Annotated in this window: 19 protein-coding genes, 1 tRNA gene and 1 pseudogene; 10 read left to right on the forward strand and 11 right to left on the reverse strand. The window is 62.1% G+C overall.

Annotation, left to right across the window (positions count from 1 at the left end):
* Nucleotides 1–101 precede the first annotated feature (101 nt).
* Nucleotides 102–578, reverse strand: a complete 477-nt coding sequence (locus tag IPP03_20250; GenBank protein ID MBL0354855.1) for a hypothetical protein — start codon at nucleotides 576–578, stop codon at nucleotides 102–104.
* Between the two features lie 51 nt (nucleotides 579–629).
* On the opposite strand from IPP03_20250, the gene rlmD reads away from it, so the two are divergent.
* Complete coding sequence (gene rlmD, locus IPP03_20255) at nucleotides 630–1,928, forward strand: 23S rRNA (uracil(1939)-C(5))-methyltransferase RlmD (protein MBL0354856.1); 1,299 nt, start codon at nucleotides 630–632, stop codon at nucleotides 1,926–1,928.
* Nucleotides 1,929–1,955: 27 nt separating this feature from the next.
* Here rlmD and IPP03_20260 read toward each other — a convergent pair whose 3' ends face one another.
* The 4 genes from IPP03_20260 to IPP03_20275 form a co-directional block, all read right to left on the reverse strand.
* Complete coding sequence (locus IPP03_20260; GenBank protein ID MBL0354857.1) at nucleotides 1,956–3,533, reverse strand: IS66 family transposase; 1,578 nt, start codon at nucleotides 3,531–3,533, stop codon at nucleotides 1,956–1,958.
* Between the two features lie 9 nt (nucleotides 3,534–3,542).
* A complete protein-coding gene (gene tnpB / locus IPP03_20265) occupies nucleotides 3,543–3,920 on the reverse strand; it encodes an IS66 family insertion sequence element accessory protein TnpB (GenBank protein ID MBL0354858.1) in 378 nt (125 codons plus the stop codon).
* Entirely contained in the window at nucleotides 3,920–4,228 is a 309-nt protein-coding gene (locus tag IPP03_20270; protein MBL0354859.1) for an IS66 family insertion sequence element accessory protein TnpB, read from the reverse strand. The genes tnpB (IPP03_20265) and IPP03_20270 overlap by 1 nt, the downstream gene beginning before the upstream one ends.
* A 146-nt stretch (nucleotides 4,229–4,374) precedes the next feature.
* The gene (locus tag IPP03_20275) at nucleotides 4,375–5,067 is read right to left on the reverse strand and encodes a Bax inhibitor-1/YccA family protein (protein MBL0354860.1); all 693 of its coding nucleotides are present in this window, start codon (nucleotides 5,065–5,067) and stop codon (nucleotides 4,375–4,377) included.
* A 129-nt stretch (nucleotides 5,068–5,196) separates the two neighbouring features.
* Here IPP03_20275 and IPP03_20280 point away from each other — a divergent pair.
* Nucleotides 5,197–5,284, forward strand: a tRNA-Ser gene (locus IPP03_20280).
* Between the two features lie 53 nt (nucleotides 5,285–5,337).
* Here IPP03_20280 and IPP03_20285 read toward each other — a convergent pair.
* From IPP03_20285 to IPP03_20300, 4 genes are all read right to left on the reverse strand, one after another.
* Nucleotides 5,338–5,829 carry a flavodoxin family protein gene (locus IPP03_20285; GenBank protein MBL0354861.1) on the reverse strand — a complete coding sequence of 164 codons (492 nt, stop codon included), beginning with the start codon at nucleotides 5,827–5,829 and terminating at the stop codon, nucleotides 5,338–5,340.
* Nucleotides 5,830–5,875: 46 nt separating this feature from the next.
* Nucleotides 5,876–6,277, reverse strand: a complete 402-nt coding sequence (locus IPP03_20290) for a hypothetical protein (protein ID MBL0354862.1) — start codon at nucleotides 6,275–6,277, stop codon at nucleotides 5,876–5,878.
* A gap of 128 nt (nucleotides 6,278–6,405) precedes the next feature.
* A complete protein-coding gene (locus tag IPP03_20295) occupies nucleotides 6,406–6,630 on the reverse strand; it encodes a hypothetical protein (GenBank protein ID MBL0354863.1) in 225 nt (74 codons plus the stop codon).
* Nucleotides 6,605–6,943, reverse strand: a complete 339-nt coding sequence (locus tag IPP03_20300) for a YXWGXW repeat-containing protein (protein ID MBL0354864.1) — start codon at nucleotides 6,941–6,943, stop codon at nucleotides 6,605–6,607. The genes IPP03_20295 and IPP03_20300 overlap by 26 nt, the downstream gene beginning before the upstream one ends.
* A 154-nt stretch (nucleotides 6,944–7,097) precedes the next feature.
* Between IPP03_20300 and IPP03_20305 the strand changes: the two genes are divergently transcribed.
* From IPP03_20305 to IPP03_20315, 3 genes are read left to right on the forward strand one after another with little or no spacing between them, the layout of a single operon-like run.
* Nucleotides 7,098–7,406 (forward strand): IS66 family insertion sequence element accessory protein TnpB, encoded by a 309-nt coding sequence (locus tag IPP03_20305; protein ID MBL0354865.1) that lies wholly within the window; start codon nucleotides 7,098–7,100, stop codon nucleotides 7,404–7,406.
* Nucleotides 7,406–7,783 (forward strand): IS66 family insertion sequence element accessory protein TnpB, encoded by a 378-nt coding sequence (tnpB, locus tag IPP03_20310; protein MBL0354866.1) that lies wholly within the window; start codon nucleotides 7,406–7,408, stop codon nucleotides 7,781–7,783. Before IPP03_20305 ends, tnpB (IPP03_20310) begins: the two co-directional genes overlap by 1 nt.
* Before the next feature lie 9 nt (nucleotides 7,784–7,792).
* Nucleotides 7,793–9,370 (forward strand): IS66 family transposase, encoded by a 1,578-nt coding sequence (locus IPP03_20315; protein ID MBL0354867.1) that lies wholly within the window; start codon nucleotides 7,793–7,795, stop codon nucleotides 9,368–9,370.
* 121 nt (nucleotides 9,371–9,491) lie between these two features.
* On the opposite strand, the gene IPP03_20320 is transcribed toward IPP03_20315, so the two are convergent.
* Nucleotides 9,492–9,701: a hypothetical protein gene (locus tag IPP03_20320; protein MBL0354868.1), complete on the reverse strand. Its 210-nt coding sequence runs from the start codon at nucleotides 9,699–9,701 to the stop codon at nucleotides 9,492–9,494.
* Nucleotides 9,702–9,883: 182 nt separating this feature from the next.
* On the opposite strand from IPP03_20320, the gene IPP03_20325 reads away from it, so the two are divergent.
* From IPP03_20325 to IPP03_20345, 5 genes are read left to right on the forward strand one after another with little or no spacing between them, the layout of a single operon-like run.
* Nucleotides 9,884–10,192, forward strand: a complete 309-nt coding sequence (locus tag IPP03_20325) for an IS66 family insertion sequence element accessory protein TnpB (protein MBL0354869.1) — start codon at nucleotides 9,884–9,886, stop codon at nucleotides 10,190–10,192.
* Complete coding sequence (gene tnpB, locus IPP03_20330; protein ID MBL0354870.1) at nucleotides 10,192–10,569, forward strand: IS66 family insertion sequence element accessory protein TnpB; 378 nt, start codon at nucleotides 10,192–10,194, stop codon at nucleotides 10,567–10,569. Before IPP03_20325 ends, tnpB (IPP03_20330) begins: the two co-directional genes overlap by 1 nt.
* Nucleotides 10,570–10,578: 9 nt before the next feature.
* Nucleotides 10,579–11,367, forward strand: a complete 789-nt coding sequence (locus IPP03_20335; protein MBL0354871.1) for a transposase — start codon at nucleotides 10,579–10,581, stop codon at nucleotides 11,365–11,367.
* A gap of 20 nt (nucleotides 11,368–11,387) precedes the next feature.
* Complete coding sequence (locus tag IPP03_20340; GenBank protein ID MBL0354872.1) at nucleotides 11,388–12,104, forward strand: transposase; 717 nt, start codon at nucleotides 11,388–11,390, stop codon at nucleotides 12,102–12,104.
* Nucleotides 12,017–12,331: an IS66 family insertion sequence element accessory protein TnpB gene (locus IPP03_20345; protein MBL0354873.1), complete on the forward strand. Its 315-nt coding sequence runs from the start codon at nucleotides 12,017–12,019 to the stop codon at nucleotides 12,329–12,331. Before IPP03_20340 ends, IPP03_20345 begins: the two co-directional genes overlap by 88 nt.
* On the opposite strand, the pseudogene IPP03_20350 reads toward IPP03_20345, so the two are convergent.
* Nucleotides 12,258–13,836: pseudogene (locus tag IPP03_20350) on the reverse strand (IS66 family transposase). The gene IPP03_20345 and the pseudogene IPP03_20350 overlap by 74 nt on opposite strands.
* Nucleotides 13,837–13,840: the final 4 nt, after the last annotated feature.

Genomic DNA, 13,840 nt, shown 5'->3' on the forward strand with positions numbered 1-13,840 from the left:
AAATACGGCAAATAATGATGGCCTCTTGAACCAATCGCCGGTGATTATATCAACTTTTCAAATCGAGTATGAAATGCTGCGTTACTCCTTTCGCTTCTGCCTTACAGGCCTAGCGTTGTCGCGGTGACCGGCGTCCCGCCCGCGGCCCAGATTTCGGCAAAGCGCCGGAGGTAGGGCATGACCTCATCCAGTTCGTCGATCAGCAGTTTGCCGCGCGGCTGATTCTGGTCGAAGCGGATCAGCGCATGGGCATCGTCGACCAGTATCATCGAATCGCGGAGGTGGCTGAGTTGTTCAGGTGTCTGCTGCGCCGCGCTATTGTGGCTATATGTGGTCAACAAGCGCTGTGTCAGCGGTTGTCGCTGCTGTAGTGGTTCGGTGTCGCGCAAGGCGATGCGCAGGCAATCCGGGTGGTGCAAAGCGAGCGGTATTTTGAGCGCTTCCATGCGCTCCGAAGCCTCGAGGCGCAGCATGCCGAGGTCTTCGTCATAGATCCACACCTGTTTGCAGGCGAGAGCCAGAATGCGATCGATCGCCGTCTGGTAGTCGTTCCAGGAAGTAATTAGTTCGCGAGACATGGTTCGAAGTTTAGACCATTGGTAGAATTTATGCTTTATCCGGAGCCACTCATGCCGATTGGTGTCATCGAATCCCTCGACAACGAGGCCCGTGGAATCGCTTGCCAGGAGGATAAGACGATTTTCGTCGACGGCGCCCTTCCCGGTGAGATCGTAGAATATGCAAGTTTCCGGAGAAAGCCGGGTTATGAGATTGCGCACCTGGTCAGCGTACTCTCCAGTTCGCCTTCCAGAGTCAAGCCGCGCTGTGAATACTTCGGAATCTGCGGCGGATGCGCCATGCAGCACCTCGAGTTCTCGGCGCAGGTCGCCGCGAAGCAGCGCGTTCTCGAGGACAGCCTCGAGGACATCGGCCATGTTCGGGCGGGTCAGATCCTGTCCCCGATTCATGGCGCACCGTGGGGTTATCGTCACCGCGCCCGTCTCGGCGTGCGCAATGTGCCCAAGAAGGGAGGCGTGCTGGTCGGCTTCCACGAGCGCCGCAGCAGCTACATAGCCGACATGCGCTCCTGTGCCGTGCTGCCGCCGCATGTCTCGGATCTGTTGCTGCCGCTGCGGGAACTGGTTGCCGCCCTCTCGGTTTCCGAGCGCTTGCCGCAAATCGAGGTTGCCGTTGGCGAGGAGTGTACCGCGCTGGTCCTGCGCATCCTTGAGCCATTGACCGTGAACGATGAGGAATTCCTGAGAGCGTTTGCCGACCGGCATCATGGTGTCGTGTTCTACCTGCAGCCCAAAGGCCCGGATACGGTGTATCGCTTCTATCCCGTTCCCGGCCCGCGTCTATCTTATCTGCTGCCGGAATATGGCCTGGAATTCGAATTCCGGCCGACCGACTTTACCCAAGTCAACCCCGCGGCCAACCGTGTTCTGGTGCGCCGGGCCCTGCGCCTGCTCGATCCGCAGCCGGGTGAGCGGATCGCTGATCTGTTCTGCGGACTGGGCAATTTCACGCTGCCGATTGCCTGTTCGGGAGCCTCGGTGCTTGGGGTGGAAGGCAGCCAGGCGCTGGTCGAACGTGGGTGTGCGGGTGCGGTCGCCAACGGGCTGGCCGATCGTGCCGAGTTCGCCGTCGCGAACTTGTTCGAATGCACGCAGGAATCGCTGGAGAGACTTGGGCACTTCGACAAGATGCTGATCGACCCGCCGCGCGAGGGTGCGATCGAGGTGGTCAAGGCGCTCCCGGCAGATGGCCCGCGGCGCATCGTCTATGTCTCATGCAATCCGGCAACGCTGGCGCGGGACGCTGCGGAACTGGTTCAGGCTAAGGGTTATTCCTTCAAGGCCGCCGGGGTCGTAAATATGTTCCCCCACACCGGACATGTCGAGTCGGTTGCGGTTTTTGAGAGGTAACCGGCAACTACGCGGCGTCGAGCGCCCCTACTTCGGCAACGCGTACAAAGGCGAGCGCAGCGGGTTCTGAGCGAACAGTTCTTTCCAGACCCGTGGCGTGAGTTCATGGACGCGGTCGGCGGGGTGCTCGGCGACGCGCTGCAGGACATCGACGAGATAATCGTAGGGGTCGATCTGATGCAGCCGACAGGTAACGATCAGGCTCTGGATGATCCCGACCTGCCTGGCGCCGAACTCCGTCCAGCAGAACAGCCAGGAGCGGCGCCCCATGGGAATCACCCGCAGGGCGCGTTCGAGGTGATTGGTGTCGATCGGCATGTCCGGGTCGGCGAGGAAGACCTCCAGTCCCCATCGTCGATCGCGCGCGTAGGCCAGCGCCCTGGTCAGCGGATTGCGCGGTAACAGCCCCTGCGCCGCGAAGCGTTCGCCAACCCAGGCGAAGAAACGCTCGACGATCGGTTTGGCATGCTCCAGACGATAGTCGCGCTTCCTTGCACCGGTGAGCTTTTGCTCGCGGATGCGCTCTTCGACCTGATACAGGTCCCCAATGAGCGCGAGTGCCTGCGCTGCCGCTTCTGGTTCCGCGTCTTGCGCGTCAAAGAACTTACGACGCGTGTGCGCCCAGCATTGGGCGTGCGTGATCCCGATCTGCGCCGCGTAATGACTGTAGGCCTGATAGCCGTCCGACAACAGCACCGCGCCTTCGGCGGCGGTCAGTCCGAGGGCCGCCTCGACGTGCTTGAACTCGCGACTGGCGAAGAAGGGGAAACAGATTTCGTCGCCTTCGCCATACACCGGCCAGAAGTACGCCGCTTTCAGCTTGCCGGGTGCGCCCTGTCCGGCCTTGATCGGCGTCTCGTCCATCGCCTTGACGCGCGAGCTGCGGATCGAGGCAAACTGCGCCTCGTAGATCGGTTCGAGCAGAGTGATGCCCTGTTGCCCGATCTGCGTCAGCCACGGCCGGCTGACGGTGATTCCCGCATCGGCCAGGCGTTGATGCTGGCGATACAGTGGCAGGTGGTAGGCAAATTTGTCAATCAGCAGTCCGGCGACGAAGCTGACGTCGGCCCGGCTGCCCTCAATGACACCGGCCGGCGCGTTGGCGCAGACCAGTGTCTGGTTACTCTTGAGCTTGATTACCGGCCGGCGATACTTGATCACCACGTAGCTACCCGGCCGTTGCGCCAGGCGATAGCTGTCCTTGTGGCTGATGACCTCGTAGTCCTCGGGAGAGAGGCCTTCGACTTCCGGCGCGGTGAGCTCGACGACTTCGACTGGGACGCGGTTCTCGTCGAAGAAGGGCACGCTTTCGTCACTGGGACGCTTGCTGGTCGGCTGACGGGTATGCGCGGCGACGGGGCGACCTGGTGACTCAGAACCTGGTGGGGGCGTCGGGAACTCGCCGAGACTCAGTTGGCCGCTCGGCGTGACGTCGATGCGTCGTTCGCTTTTCTGGCCGAAGATCTGGCGCTTGAACCAGTCGATTTGTTGCTTCAGTGCGGTGATTTCAGCAGACAGCGTCTGGCACAGATCCAGCACCTCTTGCGGGCACAATGCCGCGGCTTGTTCGAGGTTGTAAACCGTCTGGTAACGTGCTGAATCCATGCGTGTATTTTAACACAAGCCGCTGTTTTGAAGCGTTTTTATGGGCGCTCCAGAGGCGTGATAACGCTTCTTCCGGCGTCCCGGCTCGATCCCTTCGAGGAGCAGTTTCAGACCGGTCCAGTCGATTTCGCACGTGCGCACTTTATCCCAGTTGGCGACGAAACGGCCTTCTTCGAGACGCTTGGCCCACAGGCAGAAGCCGCTGCGATCCCAGTAGAGCACCTTCACCTGAGTGCCACGGCGATTGAAGAAGACGAAGAGCTGGCCGCTCAGCGGGTCCTGACCGAGGACATGACGGGTGATCGCGTACAGACCGTCGAAGGATTTGCGCAGGTCGACCGGCTGGCCATAGACTTGGACGCGGATTTGGCCTTCAGGGAAAAACATCAGCGGCGCTCCGGCTGCAGGATCAGGCCGCCGCCGAGGTCGAGGGTGAGGTGGAAACGAGCGGGCGTCGCCGTGGTTGTGCTCAGAGGGCCGACGTCGACGAAGGTGGCCGGCTGGCCGCTGGCCTTGTCCTGACTGTCGAGGGCGATGCCCAGACGTGTGCGCCAGCGATGGAAGCTGGTATCGCTGATCTCTTCGCGTTTGCAGAAGGTCGCAACGTTCAAACCGCTGCCCGGAAATCGCGACAGCAACGCCTCCCATTCGCTCGCGCTACGCCGCACCCGCGACCCTTCCCCTGCCTTGGCCATCCTGGCCTCCTCCGCGTTTCGTGATTCGAGGAGGACATTGTCGACAGCACGATCGGCGCTGGAAAGAACGCCGCAGAGTTACCGGTTACTTTGAGAGGACATGAAAAAGGGCGGCTACAGCCGCCCCTTCGCTGGAGACGCGATGTTCAGTCGCGGTCGCCGGTAAAGGCCATGATCAATTGCAACAGACTGACGAAAACGTTGTAAACGTCAAGGTAGACCGCCAGAGTCGCCGAGATGTAATTGGTTTCGCCACCCTGGACGATACGGCTGATGTCGTGGAGGATGTAGGCGGAAAACAGGACCACGACAACGGCAGCGATGGTCAGCGACAGTACCGGAATCTGGAAGAAGATGTTGGCAACCGCCGCCAGCAGGACAACGATCATCCCGACGAACAGGAATTTGCCCATCCCGCTGAAGTCACGCTTGCTGACCGACGCGATTGTCGCCATCGTCACGAAGATGGCACCGGTTCCACCCGCGGCCAGCGCGATCATCGAACCTCCGTTCGAAAACCCAAGGGCGACCTGTAGGATGCGCGACAGCATCAGACCCATGAAGAAGGTAAAGCCGAGCAGCAGGGCAATGCCGAGGCCGCTGTCCTTGTTCCTCTCGATGCCCCACATGAAGCCCCAGGCGATGCCAAGGAACAGCATGAAGGCGAGGAGCGGGCTACCCGCCAGGAAGCTGAACTGCATCTGGATGCCGACCAGGGCGCCGATAACCGTCGGCACCATCGACAAACCGAGCAGCATGTAGGTATTGCGTAGAACTCGGTTTTGCTGGAGGGCAAGTTCCGGGGAGCCTCGACTGGCGACTTGGAAGTCAGTTTGCATGCAGAATCTCGCTTTCTATAGATTGATACCAGCGCTAAGACTAATTGAGCCGCCCAAAAGTTTCAATACATTGTTGACTGCGAGGGTCGGGTAATATTGATCGATGGCATGCTATGATTCAGGCACGCTGGGGCTGTGGCAGAGCGGTTGAATGCACCGGTCTTGAAAACCGGCGTGGGGAAACCCACCGTGAGTTCGAATCTCACCGGCCCCGCCAAAAAAAACAGCAATTCAGTAAGTTACCCGTCGCGTTAATTGCGAAGCAGGCCACTAGAACACCCCAAGCGCGATCCCGGTCGCCAATGCGGCGCCGAGTTCGGCGCACAGTGCGAGTTGCGGGGCGGCGATGATTTTGGGTTGCAGGATCGCCTCCGGGGTTTGCGCGTGGGTACAAACGATCAGGGGTTCGGCGACGGGCTTCAGGCGCCAGCCGGTTGCAATGCGGGCGATCTGCCGTGCGGCGCCGCTGCCATCGCTACCGGCACAGATCAGAGTCGCATAAGGCCGCCCATTCACCCGGTCGAGGGCGGCATAGTAGGTCCGGTCAAAAAAATCCTTGAGCAGGCCGGAAATCGAACCGAGGTTCTCCGGCGTCGCGAAGATGTAGCCGTCGGCTTCCAGAACATCGTCCGGACCGGCATCGGGGGCGTGGAGCAGGCGTGTGCTGAGCGCAGGCTCAGCCACCGCTCCCTCCATGGCCGCCTGCGCCATCTGCAAGGTGCCGCCGGTCATCGAGTGATAGACGATAAGCAGATTTTTCATGGGCCGGTGCTGACGACAGTGCATTCAGGGTAGGCAGCGCGGTCGCTCAATACGGGTGAGCGGGAACTGCTTGCCAGCCCTCGGGACACGTCTTGGTGTAAGGGTAGTACATGGCGCTCGACCCACAATAGTACCAGGCGCTGGCGGGATCGGTCAGAGGCGCTCCGGCTTCAGGCGGACCGTCGATATAGACCTCTTGTGGCGCATAGGCCGGCCCGGCATTGTACGGATCGACATACGCAGGCCTGCTGCTCTCGGCCATGATCGCCAGGCCGGCAAGGGCACCGAAAATTGCCAGGCCAGCCCACGGCGAGACACTGCCTCCGCCATGATAGCCGGAACCGCCGTGATATCCGTTGCCGCCACGGCCGTAATATCCGCGGTCGGCATGGGCCGGGAGCGCCACCAGAGCCATCGCCGCGATGAATGGGACAACAAATTTGCGCATGATTGCTTCCTTTGGGTGCGACGCCAGTATGTACCCAGATTGCCCAAAGCGCTGATGTCGGTTGAGCGCCCTGGCTGGCGATCTGCTTGGCATCCTGGCGAATGCGTCGGCTGAAGAACGATTCGGATTCACTGCTTCTTTTCGTCAGAACTTCCAACTACCGCGCTGACCCCCGCCGCGGCGACGTCGACCGTCGTCCCGACGACCGTCGTACCCACCTTGACGGTTGTCGCAACCACCGTTACCGCCGCGTCAGCCACGGCAACCACCGCACAGCCGGTGCACTGGAGAACAAGCAGGAAAGCGAGCAGGTAGGTGCGCATCGGCTCAGTGCCGATCCCAGTAGCCGCCATGCTGCTGCCAGTGCTGCCCGTCCCGCTCCCAACGGTACGGAACCCATTTTTGCCCGTGACGCGGCGGCGCCCAATAGCCTGGACCCCACTCATAGCGACTGCCGCGCCAGTGCCAGGCACCGGAAATCCAGACATACCCGACCGTCGGTGGAGGGCCGAGATACTCGACGCGCGGGGGCGGCGGCGCCATCATGACCGGCTCGACGTACACCGGCCGGCCGACGGGCGCGACGACGCAAGCGCTCAGCGATATCGCCGCAGTGGCGAGAGCGGTAGCGAGAAATCTGGCTCGGTTCATTGCATCGTTCCTCATAGAGATTTTCGGATATTAAACGAGGCGAGAGCCGGGAGCTGTAACCAGTGGTAAGGACTTGTAACGTAACCGGTAACTCTGCGGCGTTCTTTCCAGCGCCGATCGTGCTGTCGACAATGTCCTCCTCGAATCACGAAACGCGGAGGAGGCCAGGATGGCCAAGGCAGGGGAAGGGTCGCGGGTGCGGCGTAGCGCGAGCGAATGGGAGGCGTTGCTGTCGCGATTTCCGGGCAGCGGTTTGAACGTTGCGACCTTCTGCAAACGCGAAGGGATCAGCGATACCAGCTTCCATCGCTGGCGCACACGTCTGGGCATCGCCCTCGACAGTCAGGACAAGGCCAGCGGCCAGCCGGCCACCTTCGTCGACGTCGGCCCTCTGAGCACAACCACGGCGACGCCCGCTCGTTTCCACCTCACCCTCGACCTCGGCGGCGGCCTGATCCTGCAGCTGGAGCGCCGCTGATGTTTTTCCCTGAAGGCCAAATCCGCGTCCAAGTCTATGGCCAGCCGGTCGACCTGCGCAAATCCTTCGACGGTCTGTACGCGATCACCCGTCATGTCCTCGGTCAGGACCCGCTGAGCGGCCAGCTCTTCGTCTTCTTCAATCGCCGTGGCACTCAGGTGAAGGTGCTCTACTGGGATCGCAGCGGCTTCTGCCTGTGGGCCAAGCGTCTCGAAGAAGGCCGTTTCGTCGCCAACTGGGATAAAGTGCGCACGTGCGAAATCGACTGGACCGGTCTGAAACTGCTCCTCGAAGGGATCGAGCCGGGACGCCGGAAGAAGCGTTATCACGCCTCTGGAGCGCCCATAAAAACGCTTCAAAACAGCGGCTTGTGTTAAAATACACGCATGGATTCAGCACGTTACCAGACGGTTTGCAACCTCGAACAAGCCGCGGCATTGTGCCCGCAAGAGGTGCTGGATCTGTGCCAGACGCTGTCTGCTGAAATCACCGCACTGAAGCAACAAATCGACTGGTTCAAGCGCCAGATCTTCGGCCAGAAAAGCGAACGACGCATCGACGTCACGCCGAGCGGCCAACTGAGTCTCGGCGAGTTCCCGACGCCCCCACCAGGTTCTGAGTCACCAGGTCGCCCCGTCGCCGCGCATACCCGTCAGCCGACCAGCAAGCGTCCCAGTGACGAAAGCGTGCCCTTCTTCGACGAGAACCGCGTCCCAGTCGAAGTCGTCGAGCTCACCGCGCCGGAAGTCGAAGGCCTCTCTCCCGAGGACTACGAGGTCATCAGCCACAAGGACAGCTATCGCCTGGCGCAACGGCCGGGTAGCTACGTGGTGATCAAGTATCGCCGGCCGGTAATCAAGCTCAAGAGTAACCAGACACTGGTCTGCGCCAACGCGCCGGCCGGTGTCATTGAGGGCAGCCGGGCCGACGTCAGCTTCGTCGCCGGACTGCTGATTGACAAATTTGCCTACCACCTGCCACTGTATCGCCAGCATCAACGCCTGGCCGATGCGGGAATCACCGTCAGCCGGCCGTGGCTGACGCAGATCGGGCAACAGGGCATCACTCTGCTCGAACCGATCTACGAGGCGCAGTTTGCCTCGATCCGCAGCTCGCGCGTCAAGGCGATGGACGAGACGCCGATCAAGGCCGGACAGGGCGCACCCGGCAAGCTGAAAGCGGCGTACTTCTGGCCGGTGTATGGCGAAGGCGACGAAATCTGTTTCCCCTTCTTCGCCAGTCGCGAGTTCAAGCACGTCGAGGCGGCCCTCGGACTGACCGCCGCCGAAGGCGCGGTGCTGTTGTCGGACGGCTATCAGGCCTACAGTCATTACGCGGCGCAGATCGGGATCACGCACGCCCAATGCTGGGCGCACACGCGTCGTAAGTTCTTTGACGCGCAAGACGCGGAACCAGAAGCGGCAGCGCAGGCACTCGCGCTCATTGGGGACCTGTATCAGGTCGAAGAGCGCATCCGCGAGCAAAAGCTCACCGGTGCAAGGAAGCGCGACTATCGTCTGGAGCATGCCAAACCGATCGTCGAGCGTTTCTTCGCCTGGGTTGGCGAACGCTTCGCGGCGCAGGGGCTGTTACCGCGCAATCCGCTGACCAGGGCGCTGGCCTACGCGCGCGATCGACGATGGGGACTGGAGGTCTTCCTCGCCGACCCGGACGTGCCGATCGACACCAATCACCTCGAACGCGCCCTGCGGGTGATTCCCATGGGGCGCCGCTCCTGGCTGTTCTGCTGGACGGAGTTCGGCGCCAGGCAGGTCGGGATCATCCAGAGCCTGATCGTTACCTGTCGGCTGCATCAGATCGACCCCTACGATTATCTCGTCGATGTCCTGCAGCGCGTCGCCGAGCACCCCGCCGACCGCGTCCATGAACTCACGCCACGGGTCTGGAAAGAACTGTTCGCTCAGAACCCGCTGCGCTCGCCTTTGTACGCGTTGCCGAAGTAGGGGCGCTCGACGCCGCGTAGTTGCCGGTTACCTTGTAACCGCCCTCTTGATCACCGCGGGTGGAGGTCTTCCGGCCCCTGCGTGTCAGTTGTCCTCATGCACGGCCACGGCAGGAAAAAATTCAGCGGCCACGGATATTCGGGAAACCGAGACCCGGGGTCTGCGGCAGCAACATCCAGCTGCGGACGATGGCCGGCGCATCGCCGGTGTCGCTCTCCCCCGCCAGTCGGCTGTGGCAAGGCCGTGACAGAAATCCGGGGCGATGGAAGGCGCGAGGTGGGCGCAGGCGGTCAGCTCGCAGGCGCTCTCCGGGCTGGAGGTGATGATGCACTCGACGCCTGCCGCGGGCGCGGGCCGAATTCGACGCTGGCCGGCAGGCCGCGAGAAGGCACCGGGCGTCCGCCTCATCCCATGCGCCATTGGTGTAACCGGTAACTCTGCGGCGTTCTTTCCAGCGCCGATCGTGCTGTCGACAATGTCCTCCTCGAATCACGAAACGCGGAGGAGGCCAGGATGGCCAAGGCAGGGGAAGGGTCGCGGGTGCGGCGTAGCGCGAGCGAATGGGAGGCGTTGCTGTCGCGATTTCCGGGCAGCGGTTTGAACGTTGCGACCTTCTGCAAACGCGAAGAGATCAGCGATACCAGCTTCCATCGCTGGCGCACACGTCTGGGCATCGCCCTCGACAGTCAGGACAAGGCCAGCGGCCAGCCGGCCACCTTCGTCGACGTCGGCCCTCTGAGCACAACCACGGCGACGCCCGCTCGTTTCCACCTCACCCTCGACCTCGGCGGCGGCCTGATCCTGCAGCTGGAGCGCCGCTGATGTTTTTCCCTGAAGGCCAAATCCGCGTCCAAGTCTATGGCCAGCCGGTCGACCTGCGCAAATCCTTCGACGGTCTGTACGCGATCACCCGTCATGTCCTCGGTCAGGACCCGCTGAGCGGCCAGCTCTTCGTCTTCTTCAATCGCCGTGGCACTCAGGTGAAGGTGCTCTACTGGGATCGCAGCGGCTTCTGCCTGTGGGCCAAGCGTCTCGAAGAAGGCCGTTTCGTCGCCAACTGGGATAAAGTGCGCACGTGCGAAATCGACTGGACCGGTCTGAAACTGCTCCTCGAAGGGATCGAGCCGGGACGCCGGAAGAAGCGTTATCACGCCTCTGGAGCGCCCATAAAAACGCTTCAAAACAGCGGCTTGTGTTAAAATACACGCATGGATTCAGCACGTTACCAGACGGTTTACAACCTCGAACAAGCCGCGGCATTGTGCCCGCAAGAGGTGCTGGATCTGTGCCAGACGCTGTCTGCTGAAATCACCGCACTGAAGCAACAAATCGACTGGTTCAAGCGCCAGATCTTCGGCCAGAAAAGCGAACGACGCATCGACGTCACGCCGAGCGGCCAACTGAGTCTCGGCGAGTTCCCGACGCCCCCACCAGGTTCTGAGTCACCAGGTCGCCCCGTCGCCGCGCATACCCGTCAGCCGACCAGCAAGCGTCCCAGTGACGAAAGCGTGCCCTTCTTCGACGAGAACCGCGTCCCAGTCGAAGTCGTCGAGCTCACCGCGCCGGAAGTCGAAGGCCTCTCTCCCGAGGACTACGAGGTCATCAGCCACAAGGACAGCTATCGCCTGGCGCAACGGCCGGGTAGCTACGTGGTGATCAAGTATCGCCGGCCGGTAATCAAGCTCAAGAGTAACCAGACACTGGTCTGCGCCAACGCGCCGGCCGGTGTCATTGAGGGCAGCCGGGCCGACGTCAGCTTCGTCGCCGGACTGCTGATTGACAAATTTGCCTACCACCTGCCACTGTATCGCCAGCATCAACGCCTGGCCGATGCGGGAATCACCGTCAGCCGGCCGTGGCTGACGCAGATCGGGCAACAGGGCATCACTCTGCTCGAACCGATCTACGAGGCGCAGTTTGCCTCGATCCGCAGCTCGCGCGTCAAGGCGATGGACGGACGCCGATCAAGGCCGGACAGGGCGCACCCGGCAAGCTGAAAGCGGCGTACTTCTGGCCGGTGTATGGCGAAGGCGACGAAATCTGTTTCCCCTTCTTCGCCAGTCGCGAGTTCAAGCACGTCGAGGCGGCCCTCGGACTGACCGCCGCCGAAGGCGCGGTGCTGTTGTCGGACGGCTATCAGGCCTACAGTCATTACGCGGCGCAGATCGGGATCACGCACGCCCAATGCTGGGCGCACACGCGTCGTAAGTTCTTTGACGCGCAAGACGCGGAACCAGAAGCGGCAGCGCAGGCACTCGCGCTCATTGGGGACCTGTATCAGGTCGAAGAGCGCATCCGCGAGCAAAAGCTCACCGGTGCAAGGAAGCGCGACTATCGTCTGGAGCATGCCAAACCGATCGTCGAGCGTTTCTTCGCCTGGGTTGGCGAACGCTTCGCGGCGCAGGGGCTGTTACCGCGCAATCCGCTGACCAGGGTGCTGGCCTACGCGCGCGATCGACGATGGGGACTGGAGGTCTTCCTCGCCGACCCAGACGTGCCGATCGACACCAATCACCTCGAACGCGCCCTGCGGGTGATTCCCATGGGGCGCCGCTCCGTAACCGGTAACTCTGCGGCGTTCTTTCCAGCGCCGATCGTGCTGTCGACAATGTCCTCCTCGAATCACGAAACGCGGAGGAGGCCAGGATGGCCAAGGCAGGGGAAGGGTCGCGGGTGCGGCGTAGCGCGAGCGAATGGGAGGCGTTGCTGTCGCGATTTCCGGGCAGCGGTTTGAACGTTGCGACCTTCTGCAAACGCGAAGGGATCAGCGATACCAGCTTCCATCGCTGGCGCACACGTCTGGGCATCGCCCTCGACAGTCAGGACAAGGCCAGCGGCCAGCCGGCCACCTTCGTCGTAACCGGCAACTACGCGGCGTCGAGCGCCCCTACTTCGGCAACGCGTACAAAGGCGAGCGCAGCGGGTTCTGAGCGAACAGTTCTTTCCAGACCCGTGGCGTGAGTTCATGGACGCGGTCGGCGGGGTGCTCGGCGACGCGCTGCAGGACATCGACGAGATAATCGTAGGGGTCGATCTGATGCAGCCGACAGGTAACGATCAGGCTCTGGATGATCCCGACCTGCCTGGCGCCGAACTCCGTCCAGCAGAACAGCCAGGAGCGGCGCCCCATGGGAATCACCCGCAGGGCGCGTTCGAGGTGATTGGTGTCGATCGGCACGTCCGGGTCGGCGAGGAAGACCTCCAGTCCCCATCGTCGATCGCGCGCGTAGGCCAGCGCCCTGGTCAGCGGATTGCGCGGTAACAGCCCCTGCGCCGCGAAGCGTTCGCCAACCCAGGCGAAGAAACGCTCGACGATCGGTTTGGCATGCTCCAGACGATAGTCGCGCTTCCTTGCACCGGTGAGCTTTTGCTCGCGGATGCGCTCTTCGACCTGATACAGGTCCCCAATGAGCGCGAGTGCCTGCGCTGCCGCTTCTGGTTCCGCGTCTTGCGCGTCAAAGAACTTACGACGCGTGTGCGCCCAGCATTGGGCGTGCGTGATCCCGATCTGCGCCGCGTAATGACTGTAGGCCTGATAGCCGTCCGACAACAGCACCGCGCCTTCGGCGGCGGTCAGTCCGAGGGCCGCCTCGACGTGCTTGAACTCGCGACTGGCGAAGAAGGGGAAACAGATTTCGTCGCCTTCGCCATACACCGGCCAGAAGTACGCCGCTTTCAGCTTGCCGGGTGCGCCCTGTCCGGCCTTGATCGGCGTCTCGTCCATCGCCTTGACGCGCGAGCTGCGGATCGAGGCAAACTGCGCCTCGTAGATCGGTTCGAGCAGAGTGATGCCCTGTTGCCCGATCTGCGTCAGCCACGGCCGGCTGACGGTGATTCCCGCATCGGCCAGGCGTTGATGCTGGCGATACAGTGGCAGGTGGTAGGCAAATTTGTCAATCAGCAGTCCGGCGACGAAGCTGACGTCGGCCCGGCTGCCCTCAATGACACCGGCCGGCGCGTTGGCGCAGACCAGTGTCTGGTTACTCTTGAGCTTGATTACCGGCCGGCGATACTTGATCACCACGTAGCTACCCGGCCGTTGCGCCAGGCGATAGCTGTCCTTGTGGCTGATGACCTCGTAGTCCTCGGGAGAGAGGCCTTCGACTTCCGGCGCGGTGAGCTCGACGACTTCGACTGGGACGCGGTTCTCGTCGAAGAAGGGCACGCTTTCGTCACTGGGACGCTTGCTGGTCGGCTGACGGGTATGCGCGGCGATGGGGTGAAGCTGGTGACTCAGAACCTGGTGGGGGCGTCGGGAACTCGCCGAGACTCAGTTGGCCGCTCGGCGTGACGTCGATGCGTCGTTCGCTTTTCTGGCCGAAGATCTGGCGCTTGAACCAGTCGATTTGTTGCTTCAGTGCGGTGATTTCAGCAGACAGCGTCTGGCACAGATCCAGCACCTCTTGCGGGCACAATGCCGCGGCTTGTTCGAGGTTGCAAACCGTCTGGTAACGTGCTGAATCCATGCGT

This window comes from Candidatus Dechloromonas phosphoritropha, assembly GCA_016722705.1.
In the GTDB taxonomy this organism is placed as follows: Bacteria; Pseudomonadota; Gammaproteobacteria; order Burkholderiales; family Rhodocyclaceae; genus Azonexus; species Azonexus phosphoritrophus.